This is a genomic window from Mycolicibacterium frederiksbergense, assembly GCF_012223425.1.
GTDB classification, from domain to species: Bacteria; Actinomycetota; Actinomycetes; order Mycobacteriales; family Mycobacteriaceae; genus Mycobacterium; species Mycobacterium frederiksbergense.
In genome coordinates this window covers 114,209-129,774 of record NZ_CP038798.1, presented here as the reverse complement: position 1 = coordinate 129,774, position 15,566 = coordinate 114,209, and the positions used below count along the sequence as shown (strand labels likewise).

Annotated in this window: 19 protein-coding genes; 9 read left to right on the top strand and 10 right to left on the bottom strand. The window is 66.0% G+C overall.

All coding sequences use genetic code 11. From position 1 onward, the window contains the following. Positions 1-116 precede the first annotated feature (116 nt). The 3 genes from EXE63_RS02450 to EXE63_RS02440 all read left to right on the top strand — a co-directional run bounded on the left by EXE63_RS02450 (position 117) and on the right by EXE63_RS02440 (position 1,488). A complete protein-coding gene (locus EXE63_RS02450) occupies positions 117-575 on the top strand; it encodes a hypothetical protein (protein WP_168140624.1) in 459 nt (152 codons plus the stop codon). Positions 576-659: 84 nt separating this feature from the next. Next, complete coding sequence (locus EXE63_RS02445; RefSeq protein ID WP_168140623.1) at positions 660-1,163, top strand: hypothetical protein; 504 nt, start codon at positions 660-662, stop codon at positions 1,161-1,163. 16 nt (positions 1,164-1,179) lie between these two features. Further along, complete coding sequence (locus tag EXE63_RS02440) at positions 1,180-1,488, top strand: DUF7161 family protein (protein ID WP_168140622.1); 309 nt, start codon at positions 1,180-1,182, stop codon at positions 1,486-1,488. A gap of 58 nt (positions 1,489-1,546) precedes the next feature. On the opposite strand, the gene EXE63_RS02435 is transcribed toward EXE63_RS02440, so the two are convergent. The 9 genes from EXE63_RS02435 to EXE63_RS02395 all read right to left on the bottom strand — a co-directional run bounded on the left by EXE63_RS02435 (position 1,547) and on the right by EXE63_RS02395 (position 8,700). Beyond that, the gene (locus EXE63_RS02435) at positions 1,547-1,906 is read right to left on the bottom strand and encodes a hypothetical protein (RefSeq protein ID WP_168140621.1); all 360 of its coding nucleotides are present in this window, start codon (positions 1,904-1,906) and stop codon (positions 1,547-1,549) included. Further along, the gene (locus tag EXE63_RS02430; protein ID WP_168140620.1) at positions 1,903-2,331 is read right to left on the bottom strand and encodes a hypothetical protein; all 429 of its coding nucleotides are present in this window, start codon (positions 2,329-2,331) and stop codon (positions 1,903-1,905) included. The genes EXE63_RS02435 and EXE63_RS02430 overlap by 4 nt, the downstream gene beginning before the upstream one ends. 205 nt (positions 2,332-2,536) lie before the next feature. Further along, entirely contained in the window at positions 2,537-2,911 is a 375-nt protein-coding gene (locus EXE63_RS02425) for a hypothetical protein (protein WP_168140619.1), read from the bottom strand. A gap of 262 nt (positions 2,912-3,173) precedes the next feature. Beyond that, positions 3,174-3,413, bottom strand: a complete 240-nt coding sequence (locus EXE63_RS02420; protein ID WP_168140618.1) for a redoxin NrdH — start codon at positions 3,411-3,413, stop codon at positions 3,174-3,176. A 668-nt stretch (positions 3,414-4,081) separates the two neighbouring features. Further along, positions 4,082-4,819: a hypothetical protein gene (locus EXE63_RS02415; RefSeq protein ID WP_168140617.1), complete on the bottom strand. Its 738-nt coding sequence runs from the start codon at positions 4,817-4,819 to the stop codon at positions 4,082-4,084. A gap of 76 nt (positions 4,820-4,895) precedes the next feature. Further along, positions 4,896-6,851, bottom strand: a complete 1,956-nt coding sequence (locus EXE63_RS02410) for a DNA cytosine methyltransferase (protein WP_168140616.1) — start codon at positions 6,849-6,851, stop codon at positions 4,896-4,898. Positions 6,852-7,056: 205 nt separating this feature from the next. Then, positions 7,057-7,674, bottom strand: coding sequence for a hypothetical protein (locus EXE63_RS02405; protein WP_168140615.1), 618 nt, complete (start codon positions 7,672-7,674; stop codon positions 7,057-7,059). A gap of 59 nt (positions 7,675-7,733) precedes the next feature. After that, on the bottom strand, positions 7,734-8,111 hold the full coding sequence (locus tag EXE63_RS02400) for a hypothetical protein (RefSeq protein WP_168140614.1): 378 nt from the start codon (positions 8,109-8,111) through the stop codon (positions 7,734-7,736). A 55-nt stretch (positions 8,112-8,166) separates the two neighbouring features. Further along, the gene (locus EXE63_RS02395) at positions 8,167-8,700 is read right to left on the bottom strand and encodes a hypothetical protein (protein ID WP_168140613.1); all 534 of its coding nucleotides are present in this window, start codon (positions 8,698-8,700) and stop codon (positions 8,167-8,169) included. 148 nt (positions 8,701-8,848) lie between these two features. On the opposite strand from EXE63_RS02395, the gene EXE63_RS02390 reads away from it, so the two are divergent. From EXE63_RS02390 to EXE63_RS02370, 5 genes are all read left to right on the top strand, one after another. After that, positions 8,849-9,115: a hypothetical protein gene (locus EXE63_RS02390; protein WP_168140612.1), complete on the top strand. Its 267-nt coding sequence runs from the start codon at positions 8,849-8,851 to the stop codon at positions 9,113-9,115. Between the two features lie 433 nt (positions 9,116-9,548). Further along, positions 9,549-9,815, top strand: coding sequence for a type II toxin-antitoxin system RelB family anti-toxin (locus EXE63_RS02385; RefSeq protein WP_234904150.1), 267 nt, complete (start codon positions 9,549-9,551; stop codon positions 9,813-9,815). Continuing rightward, a complete protein-coding gene (locus EXE63_RS02380) occupies positions 9,812-10,360 on the top strand; it encodes a hypothetical protein (RefSeq protein WP_168140610.1) in 549 nt (182 codons plus the stop codon). Before EXE63_RS02385 ends, EXE63_RS02380 begins: the two co-directional genes overlap by 4 nt. Before the next feature lie 154 nt (positions 10,361-10,514). After that, positions 10,515-11,906 carry an IS1182 family transposase gene (locus EXE63_RS02375; protein WP_436277479.1) on the top strand — a complete coding sequence of 464 codons (1,392 nt, stop codon included), beginning with the start codon at positions 10,515-10,517 and terminating at the stop codon, positions 11,904-11,906. Between the two features lie 265 nt (positions 11,907-12,171). Then, positions 12,172-12,690: a hypothetical protein gene (locus EXE63_RS02370; RefSeq protein ID WP_168140608.1), complete on the top strand. Its 519-nt coding sequence runs from the start codon at positions 12,172-12,174 to the stop codon at positions 12,688-12,690. A 123-nt stretch (positions 12,691-12,813) separates the two neighbouring features. Here the strand turns inward: EXE63_RS02370 and EXE63_RS02365 are convergent, their stop codons facing one another. Then, positions 12,814-14,877 (bottom strand): hypothetical protein, encoded by a 2,064-nt coding sequence (locus tag EXE63_RS02365; RefSeq protein WP_209999715.1) that lies wholly within the window; start codon positions 14,875-14,877, stop codon positions 12,814-12,816. A gap of 216 nt (positions 14,878-15,093) precedes the next feature. Here EXE63_RS02365 and EXE63_RS02360 point away from each other — a divergent pair, with 216 nt between their 5' ends. Next, entirely contained in the window at positions 15,094-15,540 is a 447-nt protein-coding gene (locus EXE63_RS02360) for a helix-turn-helix domain-containing protein (protein ID WP_234904148.1), read from the top strand. The last annotated feature ends 26 nt before the right edge of the window (positions 15,541-15,566 follow it).

The window sequence follows — 15,566 nt, the reverse complement described above, 5'->3', positions numbered from 1 at the left end:
TGAGCACTGAAATCGGAGAGAGGATCGCGGCCGGCCGACTGTTGAATTCGTAGTCGGTCGGTGGTGGTTGCGAGATCCGGCGGAAGTGTCCCCTGTCGCCCCTACGATTGGGCACCATGGAGAAGACGACGAGTCGCAAGTTGGCCCGTAAGCGTCTGTTGGAGGCGCAGCAGGACGCGGCGGTTGCACGCGAGAAGCGTGAGCGCGCGAATCTCACTGATCTGACCGAATTTACGGTGCGGATGGCGCAGGTCGACGAGGTCGACGCCTGGCTGGCGGGGCGCGTGGAAAAGTTGAAGGAAGAGGCTGAGCGCAAGCGGCTCGGGCACCGCAGTGCCGCCGGGAAGGCTTTGCACGCAATGCGTTTGCGCGGTGAGACGATGGCGAGCATCAGCAGCAGCACCGGCCTGAGCGTCAGCAGGTTGCGCGAACTGATGAAGTTCGCCTCCGATGATCAGACCGACGAGGCCTCGGGTGCGGACGGGCCAGATGCCGAGGTGGTGCCGTTGCCCAACCGCGCGGTACCCGAGGGTGCTGACAACGCACCGCAGGATGCTGCGATGGGCGCCCACTAGAGCGCGCAGCGGATTATGTTGGGCGTCAGTAGGATCACCGGTAGCGGGCGCACCCACGGGGGTTCGCGACCGCTACCGCTTCGAGTGGATCCGGTCGAGCATGCCGCCGAGATTCTGCGGTTCCAACAGCGTGTGGTGATGGGCCCGCTCGACAGCGACTGCTTCGTGTGGTCCGGTGGTCTCAGCGACGACGGATACGGCGTCTTTCGTGTTACCCGCGACGGTGTGCGCCGTGTGGTGCGGACGTCGCGCTACGCGCTTGCGTTGTCGCTCAAAGGGTCTGTGCTCGAACCAGACGTGTATTCACTCCACTCATGCGACGATCCCATTTGCGTTCGCGTAACGACAGCAGAGGAGGTCGTACGGGGCCTCGGGACGCATCTGGTGGGCGGGGATCTGCGCGACAACATGAGGCGGATGGCGCTGATGCGGCGCGGCGGTGGCCGGCGAGCCATCCTGGCACGCGGTGCGGGCGCGGCGGCACGGGCGGAACGCTCACGCGCGATTCGCGCCGCGGTTGTCAATGGCTGGGATGCGGACCTGGTCGCCGCTGCATTGCTGGGGTCGGTGCAGCCGACGTTGTGGTGACCATGAGCCTCACACGGTGGACAGCAGTCAGTTGAGAACAGCTGCTGCGCGGGGAGATCAGGAGTTCGTGATGGACAGCTGGCATCCGCTGGAAGTTGAGATGACCGGATTGAAGGGCCGCATGCTCCGCCTACTCACCGATGAGCCCACCGACGACGCCGGCGATTCTCAAGACCAACTTCCCTCCGGGATCACCGACGTCATCTCCGTCCGCGACACAGTGAGCCCCAACCTGACCGTGCGTGTACATCCCGTCGGCGATCCGCACACCATTGCCTACATCCGGGTCGATCAACTTGCCCTCTACGACGAACAGCAGCCATGACAGTCCCCGATGACCTGGCTGATCGAGACGAGAGTGTTTGTCGCAGAGACGGGTCGGGTTACGAGGCGTTGAGATAGTGCGCGTAGGCGAGTTGGCCGAGCTGCCAGGTGGTCAGGCTGGGGTCGGCGGGATCGGCGGTCAGGGCGAGGTAGCCGTGCAGCCAGCCGTCGACGATGTATTCCTGCCTGATCCACTCGTCGACGTCGGCGGGCGCCAGGCGCAGCAGGGTGTGGGCTGCCCGGTCCAAGGTGGCGCGGTCGACTCCGTTGCGTTCGGCGTTGGCGTAGTGCCCGGCGATGGCGGCATGGTCCTCTTCGGTGAGGACGACGACATCGAGGTGTTGGGCGGCGGGGTCCTCATGTTGGGCAATGAGGAATTGGCGGGCCAGCTCGAAGGTGTACGGGCGGTTGAAGTTCATCGGAGAACCTTTCCGGTGTCGGTGAGTAGCGTGTTGGCCTGCTCGCAGATTGTCGTCAGGTACCTCCAGGCGACGGCGCGCGGATCGTCGCTGGGCGTGGGATAGGTCAGATCTGTCCAACCGTTGGTCAGGCCTGGCGATGTCGGTTCGCCGCGCGGGCGCACGATGAGTACATAGCCGGGCGCTGGGGGGTCGTCGGCGGCGATGATGTCGAGCTCGACGCGATCGTCGCCGGTGATCGGACCGAGGAAGATCGCTTCCTCGACGAGCGAGCTGAGCGCAGCGGCCGGGCCAGGAAGCGTTGTGGGTGTGGGGAGCTCACTGTCGATCGTGTCGGCTCTGAGGTCGAGCCAGTCGTCGAACGCGTCGGGGTCGACGCGGAACGGCTCGAGATCGACGGTGTGGGGACGGGCGGAGGCGGTCACTGGTCGCTCCAGGTGTGGCCGTCCTGAGATTTGTGGGCGCCGTGGTGGCGGTCCTCGCGCCAGCAGAGTTGGAAACCCAGGGTCCCGGGTCGCACTTCCAAACACACGGACGCACCGGCGTCGAGTCGATCGCGTTCAGCTTCGCAGACCCGGCCGGTGTCGGTCGTGGTGGCGGTCGCTGGGTGCTCGATGGTGGCGGTAGACGTCATGGACGTGCCGCTGGGGTGTCGTCGTCGCCGAGGATCACAAGGTCGTCGTCGCGATACGTCCACCGGTTGACCCCGACCACGAACCACTCGCTTCCGAACGGCGTTGACTCACGTCGGGCTTGGTGTTCGGGCACCGGCTGATCCGGCGAGTCGCCTGGGATCGTGAAATCCCAGTCGTCGTCTACGAACTTCACGCGGTAGAGCTTCCCGGGCGTGCAGTCGCCGGGCTGGAGGGCGCTGCGCGGGTAGTCCCACTCACCGTCAAGCTCCCGCGACGCCACGGCGCTCGCCATGGTGTTGGGGTGTGCGTCGCTTTGCGATGGGGCGAGGTCGGGCAGTTGGCGGGTCTGCCCGAACAGCCGTGATCTCATGACGACACCTGGTGGTGATCGTCAGTTGGCGTGATGACGAGGGTGGCGACTCGCGTCGAGGGCACAGGGCCGCTCCAGACTGCGTAGACGCCCCGTCCTTCGTCGACAGTCCGGTCACCGGGTTGCGTGGCGTGGATGTGCGTGTGTGCGGCTTGAAGGGCGTCAGCGACGTCCGTGTGCCCGAATGACTCCCACATCGGCATCGCGTCCGCTTCGCGTGGGTCGGTGATGACTGCGCTGTAGCTCATTTCTGGACGTCCTTTCAGGCCGCTTGATTCGCGAGGGTCTTGATCCGGTCGGGCCGGAATCCTGCCCAGTGATCGTCGCCGGCCACCACGACGGGAGCCTGGAGGTAGCCGAGGGCCATCACGTAGTCACGGGCTTCGGGGGTGGCGGTGATATCCACGACGTTGTAGGCGATGCCTTGCTTGTCGAGCGCCTTGTAGGTCGCGTTGCACTGAACGCAGGCGGGCTTGGTGTACACGGTGACATTGGTGCTCATAATCGCCTCCGAATGGCTGTAGCAATTGGTGTTTGTCTACTTCAATTGTAATGCATGACGCGGCAATTGGGGGCAATTCTACGTCTATTCTTATGGTTATTTTAGACACTCGACCCGCGTGTTTTTTTGTCATTTAGCAGCCGATCGAGTCGGCGTTTAGACGAATGCCCGTGGAGTGCATTTCCGTCTTCCATGCCGTCTTTTAAAATGGTGAGGGCGACGTGCGGTGACGGCTTCCGATCGGCGCTGCGGGATGACACTTGCAGCCCACGATCGAACATTCCCGGAGGCCGCGGTCCAGACTGCAAGACGGACTATTCTCCTAGTCGCAGGGCATAGCGTGGCGTTCAGATCTCCGACCGGCGGGATGCTTCGCAGGAGGCCGGCGCCAGGATGGGAACGGGGACCTCGACAGCGCACGGCACGGGTGCGCGGAGCCGGGAAGCGTGCGGCAGACGAGTGATTATTTCGATTCGATAATTCACGTTAGTCGTGCCCGCCTCGCGTACCCGTTAAAATGAAACCAGACAACACCAAATGGATTTTCTCTGACGCCTTCGCTAACTCGCCCAAAGGCAATTGCGCTCCCGATAAGCCTGCATTCCTGGAACGTCTCCGACCCTTCACCGCAAATCTGATAGTTCGGCCGACACTCGGCGTGCGGGGCCTCAAGCGTCGGTGTCGTCGCGGTCCTGGTCTTCGCGGCGGTCTGCGCAGCCGCCGCAGTAGCCGTTCCATCCGTCGGCGGCGTCGGTGTCGACGGGGTCGTCGTCAATTCGAGTGACGCGCCCGCAGTCGCGGCAGTGCTCGATCTCGGGCTCCTCAGGCTCGTCAGGCTCCTCGAGCGCAGCAGCGTGGGTGGGTTCCGTACGTGGTGCGCGTGCGAGTGCGGCGAAGTGGTCTGCGGCGGTGATGGTGTCGTTGACGAGGTCCAGGGCGGTGTCGATGATCTCGGCGAGGGCATCGGCAGGCTGGGTGCTGGTGGTCGCGAACACCGTGGCCGGCGACTGGACGTAGGCCGACGGTGTGGTCGCAACGACTGAGCCGTCTGCTGCGCTCACGTGCAGGGACAGCACGACGTCGACACCGACGACGTCCCCGTCGCTGTCGTGGGCCACGTCGGCGTCCAGGACGACGTGGGACACCTGGGCGGTGGGGTGTAGCCCGTCGACCTCAAGCCAGGTGACGGGAACCGGGCCTTGGAAGACGGCGAGCATGAGCCAGTGCAGGCTGGATTCGACGTCGCTGGTGTGCGGAGTGCGCAACGCGAGGATGCCGTCGGCGATGTCGGTGGCGTCGGTGCCCACGGTCACGGCCGACCACCAGGTCTGGAATGTCGTCGCGCTGCGGGTGACGTGCAGGGGAGCGAACGCGCTACCGGCGGGGGTGGGCCGGGTGTGAGTCATGTCGGGGTTCCTTGCGTGAGGTTTGGCGGGGGTGGGGGCGGGTGGGCTGGTGTGGCCAGCCCACCCGCCGGGCGGGTCAGGCCGCGAGGTCGCGGTGCAGGGCGGCGCGCAGTCGGAGTCCGATCCATTCGCCGACGGCGGGCGAGACGGCGTTGCCGTATCCGTCGACCTGGTTGCGTGCGCTGCCCCAGACGATGAATGTCCCGTTGTGACCGGCGAAGTCGACGTCAAACCCGCACCCCCGGCCGATCTCGGCCGGTTTCATCATGCGGAAGTAGCAGTCGTCCAGGGACAGGTCGGCCAGCGCAGCGCGCCAGTGGGCGGACAGCACCGCGGTGGTGTCCTTGGCGGTGAGGGTGCCCAGCGGCTCACTCAGGGGGTGTGGGGCGGTTTCGGTTCCGGTGCTGCCGTTTTGCTTGTACCAACCCGAGAAGAGGACTCCTTGGGTCACGGCTGATCCGACGACGGTTCCCAGCGGCTTGTCGACCGGGTAGCTGCGGTACTTGGCCTCGTCGATGGCACCGTTGTTCTTGATCATTCCGGCGGCGGTGAGCACGCCGGGGATCTGTTCGGCGGTCACGGTGGGCATGGCCTCGGCGTGGGACGTGGGTACGGTGTTGCGCCGGAAGGGGATCACTCCGCTGGAGACGATGCCCATGGTCTCTGATCCGACCTGGGTGGGAAGCGGCTCGGCGCCGCTGCGGGGGCTGCCCTGGTAGTTGGCCACGGCGAGCAGGACGGCCTTTTCGTGGGTGCTGGTCACCGTGTCCATCGGCAGGGTGAGGTGCTTGCCGTCGCCGTTGTGGCGGTGCGCGGCGATCGTCTGCCCGGTGAGGGCGATCGGCGGGGTGAGCATGCCGGTGGTGTTGGTGGCGGTCTGCGCCCAGAGCGGCTGGCTCAGATCGCGGCTGCGGCAGTCTGATCCGGGACGCTCGTAGGTGTTTCCGGCCGCGACCATCAATGCGCCAGTGGACAGCAGCGCGGTCTCCTGCTGACTGGTCTGGGTGGCCATCGGCTGCCAGGGGTGCCGTTCGGAGCCGTAGACCGACTTGACCGGCATTAGCACGGCGGGGAAATCGGCGAAGCGCTGGCGGCACCGTTCGGCGCGCGCCATCGTAGCCGGGGCCAGGGGCTTGATTCGGTCTCCGATGCGGGTGCCCAGATCGGAGAGGTCCAGCGCGGACAGCGACGGCGTGGTGCGCGGGACGACGGTGTGGCGGCAGGACGGGCAGCGGTACTCGTACTGCTTGCCGTAGCGGACCGACCCAGTCGGAGGAACACCGGTGCGCCAGGTCCAGACGGCCTCGACGATGCCGTCGCAGTGGTCGCACCAAGTGGGTGGGCGGTGGTCGAGGTCGGGGGTGGGCAGTCGGCGGTCCCAGAACGCGATGTAGAGCCGGTCGCGGGACTGGGGGACGCCGAAGAACATCGAGTTGAGGTAGAGCACGCGGTGCTTGTAGCCCAGGAGGTCGAATTGCTTGAGCCACCAGCGGTAGGTGGACCCGTCGCCGACTTTGCGCTTGCCGGGGATGGCCGGGCCCCAGGAGGTGAGTTCGGTGGTGCACTCGATGAGGATCAGGCGCGGGTGGTGTTGGGCGGCGTAGTGCAGCACGCAGTTGGCGGTGGCACGGTCGCGTTCAGAGCGGGTGACGCTGGCGTCGAAGTCGGGGTCTTCCAGGTCAAACAGCGAGAGACCTTGTTCGTAGGCCTTTTTGGTGTTGGCTTGGGAGTGGTTCACGCAGCTGACTCCCGCTCCCAGGAAATCGGCAGGCGGGAGGTCTCTGGCTGAGTGGTAGTCCGAGGACTCGGCGTCGACCAGGTCGGCGATCCAGTGCTCGGCATCGGGGTGGTTGGCCTCGTGAACTTCGATCTTGTAGCGGTTGTGGTTGGCCGCCATGATCGTGGTGAATCCGGCATTTTCGATTCCCTTGGTCAGGCCACCGAAGCCGGAGAACAGGTCGACGGCGATGAGGTCGTCGTGGGCGAAGCGGCGCTTGCGGACAGCGGGGCGGTGTTCGGCGGTGGCGGTCATCGTGTCACCGTCGCGTGGCTGTCGACGTGGGTGGTGAAAGGCATTGGCGTGTCCCCTTTTTCGGTGTGTTCGCGTCCGACTGTGTTACTTATAGTCTACACCCAATGTAGACTATCGTCTACACGTATCGGAAGATTGGTGGCACGCCAAAGCCGGGGTCGCGCAGCAGCTTTCGCCGAGCGCAACCCCGACCGGGGGTCTGGGCTTAGTGGGCTGTGAGTGTGGTGGCCAGGCGGCGGATGATCCCGATTACCGTGACGGCGGCGTCCTGGGTGGTGTCGGGGCCGGCGAGGTCGTCGGCCAGGTCACGCTCCCAGCGCTGGCAGGCCTCGAGGAGTCCGTCGAGCATCACCGCGTTGGTCTCGGGGTCGTCGGCGTCGAGGAATTCCAACTCGTCTGTGGCGAATGTCCACCACGGCAGGCTCTCGATCGCCCAGCGGCCCTCGGGTGTGTGGGTGGCGATCCAGACCTGGTGGTCGTGGTCGTCGCGGTCGCAGAAGCGCACGGCGCGCACATCTCCCAAGACGGTGTCGGCGGGGTGCAGGATCTGGTCGACGACGGCGCGTTCCTCGGCGGTCAGCGGCCGGTCGCGGGGGTTGGTGCTGCGGCCGAGGTACCAGTCGGTGCGTTCCTGCCAGAGCCGGACGTAGGGTCCGTCCTGGCGGCTCTGCTCGGCGGCGGTCTTTGTGGCGCATCGGTCGATGACTGCGCCGTCGCGGGTGCGTACTTGCCAGGCGCGCGCGGCGACGCGGTGCACCGTCCAGGTGCCGGGTGGGTTGGCGAGGTGTTCGCGGGCAGCGGCCTGGAATGCGGAGAGTGTCACGGGGAGAGTTCCTTTCGAGGTGGGGGAGGTGGATACGTACGCGTCGAGCGCTGGGCGGGTCAGCCGAAGCGGAGCAGGTCGGTGATGCGTAGCTGGAGGTAGGTCGTCTCGACGGGTCCGAGCCGGGCGACCTCGCTGGAGGCGTGGATGCGTGCCACGACCCAGGCGGGCAGTTCCTGGAACTCGGTGACCGGGACGGCCTTTCTGGTGGCGAACAGCTCGGCGAGGTAGGTATGGGTTTGGCGGGCGAGGTGGTCGATGCGCAGCCAGAATTCGACGGGATACCCGGTCACCGAGGGCAGGGCGTCGTGGCTGACGTCGGTGACCTTCACGTAGATGGAGCTGTCGTTGACGTAGCGCACTCGTGCGAGGGGGCGGCTGTCGTCGCCGGCTGCGGTGGTGAATGGTGACACGCTGGCGACGTAGGTGGTGGTCATGGCGAGTTCCTTTGCCTAGTAGGGGATGTGAGGGTTCGGCGGTCGGGGCGGTCGGTCAGAGTGCGTCGAAGAGGGCCAGTTGTCCGGCCTCGGCGGCGTGCACGTTCAGCGCACGGCTGAGTGCCTCGTCCAGGGCCTCGTCGATGCGCCACACGGTGGCGTAGTGGGCGCTCTCCTCCTCGTCGGTGGGGTGGTAGCGCTGACACGGGCCGCTGTGGGCATTCGGGGCGGTCTCTGCCCAGGGGCAGCGGCACCAGCCCGTGGTGCGGTCGGATTCGGCTCTGGCCTCGGCGCGCAGGGCGACGAGTTCGTCTCGGACGCTCTCTCGCAGGCTGCGGGCGTAGGCGTTGATCTGAGCCTTGGTGACGACGACGCGGGCCTCTCCGCGACCGGGGGAGCTGATCTTGCCGTTGCGGGTGTCCCAGCCCGTCATCCACTCGGGCCCTCCGTCAGGGCTGGTGTGGCCGCACGCGCCGCTCATGGACTGCATCAGGTGATCGGTCCCGGCGGTCCCGATCAGGCAATCGCGAATCGACCAGCCGCCCATGAAGTAGAGCAGCCAGCGCTGGTCGGTGGTGAGGTCGCTCAACGGATTCTCCTGCCTCGCTTGAATGTTGTCTATAGTCTACATGCCCGTGTAGACTATAGGCAACACTCAAGGTTCCGCGGTTCGCCTGCAATGCCCACGCAAACCTCATCAGAAGAGAAGAGACACAATAGATATCGTGATATGGACAATGACGTACGTCGATGACGACGCCGCCGACGAGTTCGGTAGCAGGGTGTTCCTCACCGAGGCCGAAGCTATGGCCGCTGCGGACGCGCACACCGAAGATCAGGGCGTAGACGAGGTGACGAAGTACGCCACTTACGAGCCCCACACGATCACGGTGCCGTTCCCCGGCCTCAACGATGTCACCGTCACCACCACCAACGGCGAAGAGGTTGAGGTGCAGTCGCAGCGCCAGGACGGCGCCGACCTCAGCATCACCGTGTGGTCCTGACCGGTCACCAACCAGGGGCATCGACATAGATCGGTGTCGTTGTCCCCGAGTAGCGCTTGGTAACAACACATTTCATGGATCGGACAGTCACATGGATAACCAAAGAAAAACAGAACCATTGGTCGAGAGCGTTCGCGGCGTCGCGTACCCGGGGTCGGCCTGGTGACCACCCCGCGGGGGGCTGCCGAGCTCCTCACCAGTCAGCCTGGCGTCCCGGCACGCGGCGGCGATGGCATCCTGCGACACGTTCTGCGAGGCCGTGGGCGCCGAGGCGCGGATCGTCTTTTCGTTGCCGCGTGGGCTGACGCGGAGTCCAAGCAGCGCAGTGGATTTGAGCAGCGGTGGCAGGAGGCGACCGGAGATGGACTCTTCTGACCGATGCCGCCTTGTAGACTATGCGCAACATGCGTATGGGAGAGAGCGGGGCTGCACGGTGACGATCGACGAGAACGCGATTCAGGCGCGCTTGGGCGCGAACATCAAGGCACGGCGGGAGAAGCTCGGCCTGGCTCAGACCACCCTTGGTGAGCGCAGCGGCGTGCACCGCACCTACATCAACCAGCTCGAAAACGGCCACAAGAACTTGACCGTTGTGGTGCTGTCGCGACTGGCCGACGCGCTGGGCACGACGCCATCAGCCCTCACCAAGGGCCTCCTGAGCGAGGAACAGCCGGACGGTGGCCTCGAAGCGCTGCCATGAGCAGCCCGAACAGCGCCTCATCCGCGGCGACGGCGGGGGATGAGTTGGTCTACACGGGTGAGACCGTGGTCGTGTTCGCCAATGCGACCTACCAGTTCGTGGTGTTGCGGCATTTCCTGCTGCCCGCCGGTGATGACGGGACCTCCGACGGCGATGTGTTGGCAATGTTGATCCAGAATCCGCACTACCGCGGCAGTTTCGTCGGTACCGGAGACGGCGACACCACCATTCACGGCCCGTATCAGGCCTCGGCGATCACCACGGATAGTTTCGTCGCCGTCGCCCCCACCGATGCGGAGACGTTGGTGCGTAGGTGGGCCGAATACGCTGCCCCGTTGCCCGAGGTGTCTGGTCAGGGGATGGATCGCGAGGTGTACCCACGGATGAGGGCGGCGACCAGCCTCTATCAGTTGGTGGCGTTGCCGCAGGAGGCTTTTGAGACCGAGTGGCGGTTGGGCATCGGGTCGGCGACCGGGTTCCATGAATTTGTGGCGCTCGACCGCCTGGGCGGCACGGTGACTTTGGTGATGGCCACCGACGACTAGGAGCGTGGGTCAGTAACACGCCTGGCGGGATGTCTGGTTGATGGTGGTGTATCAGCGATGATGGGGTATGCCTGATGATCTCGATCCGGATGGTTTGTTCGAGGTAGACCCTTCGGACAGGGTTGAACCGCATTCCGTGGCGTCAAAGGCGCCGGTGGATAAGACGTTTCGGGTGTTCGCCCCGGATCAGGACCTGTTGTTTCCGCCCTCGCTCGATGATTGGCTACCGGCTGAGCATCTGGCCCGGTTCGTCGCCGAGCTTGTTGATGAGCATCTGGACCTGTCCCGGATCCATGGCGTCTATACCGAGGTCCGTGGCGGGCCGCCGTATGACCCGCGGTTGATGGTGCGGATCCTGCTCTACGGCTACACCACCGGGGTCCGCTCCTCGCGCAAGCTGGAGGCGGCCTGTGTTGATGTGGTGGCATTTCGCTGGCTGGCCGCCGGATCGGCCCCGGATTACCGGGCGATCGCCCGGTTCCGTAAACGCCACCTCTCCGCGTTGGGGCACTTGTTCGTCCAAGCGTTGGCGTTATGCCAGGCCGCGGGCATGGTCAGCCTGGGCCGAGTCGCCCTCGACGGAACGAAAGTCCGGGCCAATGCCTCTAAACGTAAAGCGATGAGTTACGCCCGGATGACCGAGAAGGAAAAGGTCCTCGCCGGGGAGGTCTCGGCGTTGTTGGCTGAGGCCGAACGTATCGACACTGCCGAAGATAAGAAGTTCGGCAAGAACCGCCGCGGTGATGAACTACCCGAGGAACTACGGCGCCGTGAAACCCGGCTGGCGGCGATTCGGGAAGCCAAGGCCGCACTGGAAGCCGAAGCCGCCCAAGCGGCGCGTGAACACGCCGAGGCCAAAGCCCGCGAGCGCGGCGATGACGACGACACCGCCGCCGAGAAAGGGACCGCCGCCGCCGAGGAGGCGACACCGAAACCCAAGTCGCAACGCAACTTCACCGACCCTGAGTCGAAGATCATGCTCACCGGCGATGGGGCGTTCCACCAGTGCTATAACGCCCAGGCCGTGGTCGACTCCGACCATCAGGTGATCGTGGCCACCGAGTTGGGCACCAACGCCTCCGACGTCATGAACTTGATCTCGATGACCGAACAGACCCTCACCAACACCGGGCAGGTCCCCGGCCAGATGCTCGCCGATGCCGGCTACTGCTCCGCGGACAACCTCGATAAGGCAACGCAATTCACCGCCACCCACGGCACCGAGTTCTTCATCGCCACCGGCCGCCGCCGCCGCGACGAACCGACCCCGGCACCGCCGCGCGGGCGGATCCCCAACAACGCAACCGGCAAGCAGCGGATGGCCCGCAAGCTCACCACGAAGAAAGGCCACGCGGTCTATGCCCGCCGCAAAGCGATCGTCGAACCGGTGTTCGGTCAAATGTCGACCCTGCAGAACGCCAAAGCGCTACTGCTGCGCGGGTTGGACCAAGCCCGCGGGGAATGGCTACTTCTGGCTGCCTGCCACAACCTGCGAAAATTGCACGGCCACATCGGAATTACCGGACTCACCGCCCTGCCAGCCTAACGGGGCATCCGCTGGCCGCCCCAGTTGCCGACACACGACTCATCGGGGCACGTCTACACCGAACATCCACTCAGAACGCCGCAGACCCCGCAATACCATCTCTACCCAGACTCGACGCCACACACCCGCTCGAAGCCTTACCGACCCACGCTCCTAGCTGTGACACCTCATCGCATGGGTCACGCCGTGATGCCATCTGGCGTGCCTTGTTCGCGCGAACAGCAGCCGCGGTGCCCGACATCAGCGATAACGGAAGGTGCCAGCTATGGGGGAGATGACCGTGACGCCATCGTCGGCGGGACAGTTGGTGTACCAGGGCGAAATCTTCATCAATCCGCCGGTGACGCGGCAATGGGTGAGCGTCAAGGTGTTCACGCTGGGCGCCGCAGTCGACGATCAGAGCGCATTGGCGGCCATGATCGCCCACGGGCAGTACCTCGACAGCTACGCCGGCCCCTGGGACGTAGTCGACAAGCACGGTCCGTACTGGTTGCGCGCGATCACCCCGCAGACCTTCACCGTCGCCGACTCGGCGGCGGCGGAGGCACTGATCCGCAACTGGGCTGAGTTCTATGTGCGCTGGCATGACGCCGATCGCGAGGCCGTGAACCGCGAGGTCAACAGCCGCCTCCGGCGGGCCACGGCGATCTACCAACTGCCCGACATTCGTGCGACCGCTCAGCACGACTGGGGCGAGATCGTCGGCAGCGACGGCTTTCACGAATTCGTCATCGTCGACCGCGCCGTTGGTGAGCTCGCGCTGGTGGTGGCCAGTGACGACTGACGAGTTGAAGGCTATGGGCGAGAACGTCATACCGCCATCAGCGATCAACAGCGATACGGGGCGGGTGGCGTTGATCGTGGCGAGCGACGACTAACCGTCGAGGCCAACAACACGAAGCCACAGCTAGGCCGCCGCGCGTTGCCCACCGGTCGACTGTGACGCGGATCCGCCCGTCGACCCGGACGGTGCATTCTCCCCCGACGATGCCGTGGCGCCGCTGCGATGCCGTCCGCCGGCGGTCGACGACTCCGATGCCGTCGCGCCGGAGGCGTGTCGACCGTACGACGCGGAACCCGATCCGTCGGTGGTGTTGCCGTCTGAACGCGTGCCGCTCGCCGCGTGACGCCCCGTGCCCGTGGTGGTCGCCTCCCTGTCCACCTTGGGCGCAGTAGCGCCCTTGGCAGGTGCGTCGGTGGCCGTGTCGGACGCCTCGCCGCTGCCACCGGCCTTCCCGGTCGCGGCCTTGTCGTCGACCTTGGACGTGGCGGCCCCGCTACCGGCGGGTGATCGAGTCGTCTGTTCGTCGGCCTTGCCGGTCTCGCTGTTCTTCACGGCCAGGGCGGGCAGCTCGTCACCGACGTCGGTCGCTCCGGCGGTGCTGGGTGTCCGCTCGGGCGACGTCGCTTCGGCGGCGGGCTCGGCGGCGGTGGAGACGGGCTCGGCGTCGACTGACGCTGACGTGGTCGCGGTGGTCGCGACGGCCTCCTCGGTGGGGCTGGCGTGCTTAGTAGCGCCGGGTGATGCTGCCGCCTTGGCTGTGACCTCGGCGTCACCGACGTCGGTTGAGGTGCTGACCAATGCGGTGCCCGGCCCTGCTGTCGGAAGCGCCGCCGGGCTCGCCGCGGCCGCGGACAGTACCGACGTCCGAGCGTCGAAGATCCCGCCGACGGCCTGACCGAAGTCGATCGCTGTCGCGATCGTGTTCAGCGCAGCCGCGGTGGTGAATGCGGCCACCTTCACCGCTCCGGACACCGCGGTGGCCAACACTCGAGGCAGACCCGAAATCAGCGGCGACATACCGGCCGCGTGCAGCAGGCCGCTGGCCACGTCCGCCAACCCGTAGGTGAACGAGGTGATCACCGCGGCGCCGGTGTTGGTGAGGTCCGCGCCGACCCGGAACGGCAGCGACGCGAACGAGCTGACCGTGCCCGTCACCGTCTTCACCGTCGAGAAGCCAGCACCGACGAGAACCCCGATCGCCTCGGTGTAGCTCGCCGGGCTCAGCGGCGCCGAACCGATCGCCACGAGAGCCTTCGCCAAGGCACCGGTGGACGAGGCGTCGCCCAGCCACGTCGACACCACCCCGTTGGCGCCCCCAGCCACCGCGCCCAGCGAGAACTTCGCGACCTTGGCGACGGCACCGGTGATGCCGTTGACACCCGCCAGGGCGGCACTGACGGGCGCGGACACGATGCCCTGGACCGCGGTCAGCGTCCCGTCGATCAGGGCGATGTCGGTCAGCGACTTGCCGGCGTCGAGAACACCGTTCACCAGCGCCAGAGCGTTGCCGATCTGCGCGGTCACGCCGGTGACCAACGTGCTGGCCACCTCGACGCCACCGGTGCCCAGAGCTGCCGCCGCGCTGATGCCTCCCTCCAGGGCCATACCGGCGATGCCGAACGGTGTCGTCAGCAGCCCCAGATAGCTCGCCGCGGACAGCGGATCGTTGACGATGCTGGTGACCGCCTGCAAGGCCGAACCCAAGGACCCGGTGACGGTGGAGGTCAGCACGCCGGCCACTTGCCCGCTGGACAAGGCGATGGTGTCTCCGGAAGCGGCGACCGACCCCGCGAGCTGCGACAGCCCACCAGCAGAGGCCGCCTTGAGCGCGATCATCACCGATGCGAGTGTGGGGCTGGCCCCGGCCGCGCGAATCAGGCCGTCCCACAGTGAGTTGTTCAGCCCAGACGCGGAATTCAACGCCTCCGCCAGGGTCTGGCCGGAACCGTCGACCAGGGACGACACGGTGGAGGTGACCGAGCCCATGGCGGCGTTGAGATTGCCCACCAGGGCGACCACGTCGGCCGGGTTGATCGCGGCCGCGAGCTGGATTTCCGCGACCGACACGTACGGCACCGGGACATGGTGACCGTTGCCGGGCGAAACGACAACGGGAGTCAGGGCAATGGCGGTGGCAGCGGTCAACGCGATGCCAGCGGTGAAGTAGGAGCGGGCGGACAGGTCCATAAGAGCCTCCAAGGGCACACGGGCGGAGGGGGGTGAGGATTGCGAAACGGAAAGCGTCGAAACGCCAGTGCAAGCCCCCCGGCCAGCACCTTCGACCTGCGAAAGTCTACGATATGATACTCCGCTATACAACGGCGCTAAAGGTCTCTCAATACACATTACGGTCGTGGGGGCATGACTCTGTTTCCCAATGAGAACCATCCGCACGGTCGCCGCATGACCCGCCGCGTCCTGAACGGCTTTGACCGACACGCCTTCACCGCACTGCGTCACAGCAGGGGAATCAGCGTCAGCGACCTCGCTCGACTCTCGGGCGCCTCACTGAGCACCATCCACCACTGGGAAGCCGGAACCCGCACACCGCAAGTCGACATCCTCGCCACGGTCATGGCCGTGTTGAAAGCTCCAATCGACGCCGTCGTCCTGATCGCCCCGGCTCAGCGCTACCCCGGAGACTGGCGCGTCATGAGCGGACTCACCCAGCCCCAACTTGCCGCCAACGTCCACATCGCCACCGCAATCCTCCAGCGCATAGAGCGCGGCGAATACCCGCTCTCGGACGCCAACGCCGCCGCGCTCGCAGCCGCCCTCGACGTCACCGCCGACGAATACCGCGCGGCATACCAGCGTGCCCGCCAACGCCCGGCCGGTGCGCCGAGCTAACCGCAGCGCTCCAACCGGCGGCCGCC

Bases quoted from the DNA above. Each gene is read 5' to 3' on its own strand.
- EXE63_RS02435 (WP_168140621.1), bottom strand. From the start codon at position 1,906: ATGAACTTCAACCGCCCGTACACCTTCGAGCTGGCCCGCCAATTCCTC.
- EXE63_RS02450 (WP_168140624.1), top strand. From the start codon at position 117: ATGGAGAAGACGACGAGTCGCAAGTTGGCCCGTAAGCGTCTGTTGGAG.
- EXE63_RS02415 (WP_168140617.1), bottom strand. From the start codon at position 4,819: ATGACTCACACCCGGCCCACCCCCGCCGGTAGCGCGTTCGCTCCCCTG.
- EXE63_RS02370 (WP_168140608.1), top strand. From the start codon at position 12,172: ATGGGGGAGATGACCGTGACGCCATCGTCGGCGGGACAGTTGGTGTAC.
- EXE63_RS02365 (WP_209999715.1), bottom strand. From the start codon at position 14,877: ATGGACCTGTCCGCCCGCTCCTACTTCACCGCTGGCATCGCGTTGACC.
- EXE63_RS02380 (WP_168140610.1), top strand. From the start codon at position 9,812: ATGAGCAGCCCGAACAGCGCCTCATCCGCGGCGACGGCGGGGGATGAG.
- EXE63_RS02360 (WP_234904148.1), top strand. From the start codon at position 15,094: ATGACCCGCCGCGTCCTGAACGGCTTTGACCGACACGCCTTCACCGCA.
- EXE63_RS02425 (WP_168140619.1), bottom strand. From the start codon at position 2,911: ATGAGATCACGGCTGTTCGGGCAGACCCGCCAACTGCCCGACCTCGCC.
- EXE63_RS02390 (WP_168140612.1), top strand. From the start codon at position 8,849: ATGACGTACGTCGATGACGACGCCGCCGACGAGTTCGGTAGCAGGGTG.
- EXE63_RS02420 (WP_168140618.1), bottom strand. From the start codon at position 3,413: ATGAGCACCAATGTCACCGTGTACACCAAGCCCGCCTGCGTTCAGTGC.
- EXE63_RS02410 (WP_168140616.1), bottom strand. From the start codon at position 6,851: ATGACCGCCACCGCCGAACACCGCCCCGCTGTCCGCAAGCGCCGCTTC.
- EXE63_RS02400 (WP_168140614.1), bottom strand. From the start codon at position 8,111: ATGACCACCACCTACGTCGCCAGCGTGTCACCATTCACCACCGCAGCC.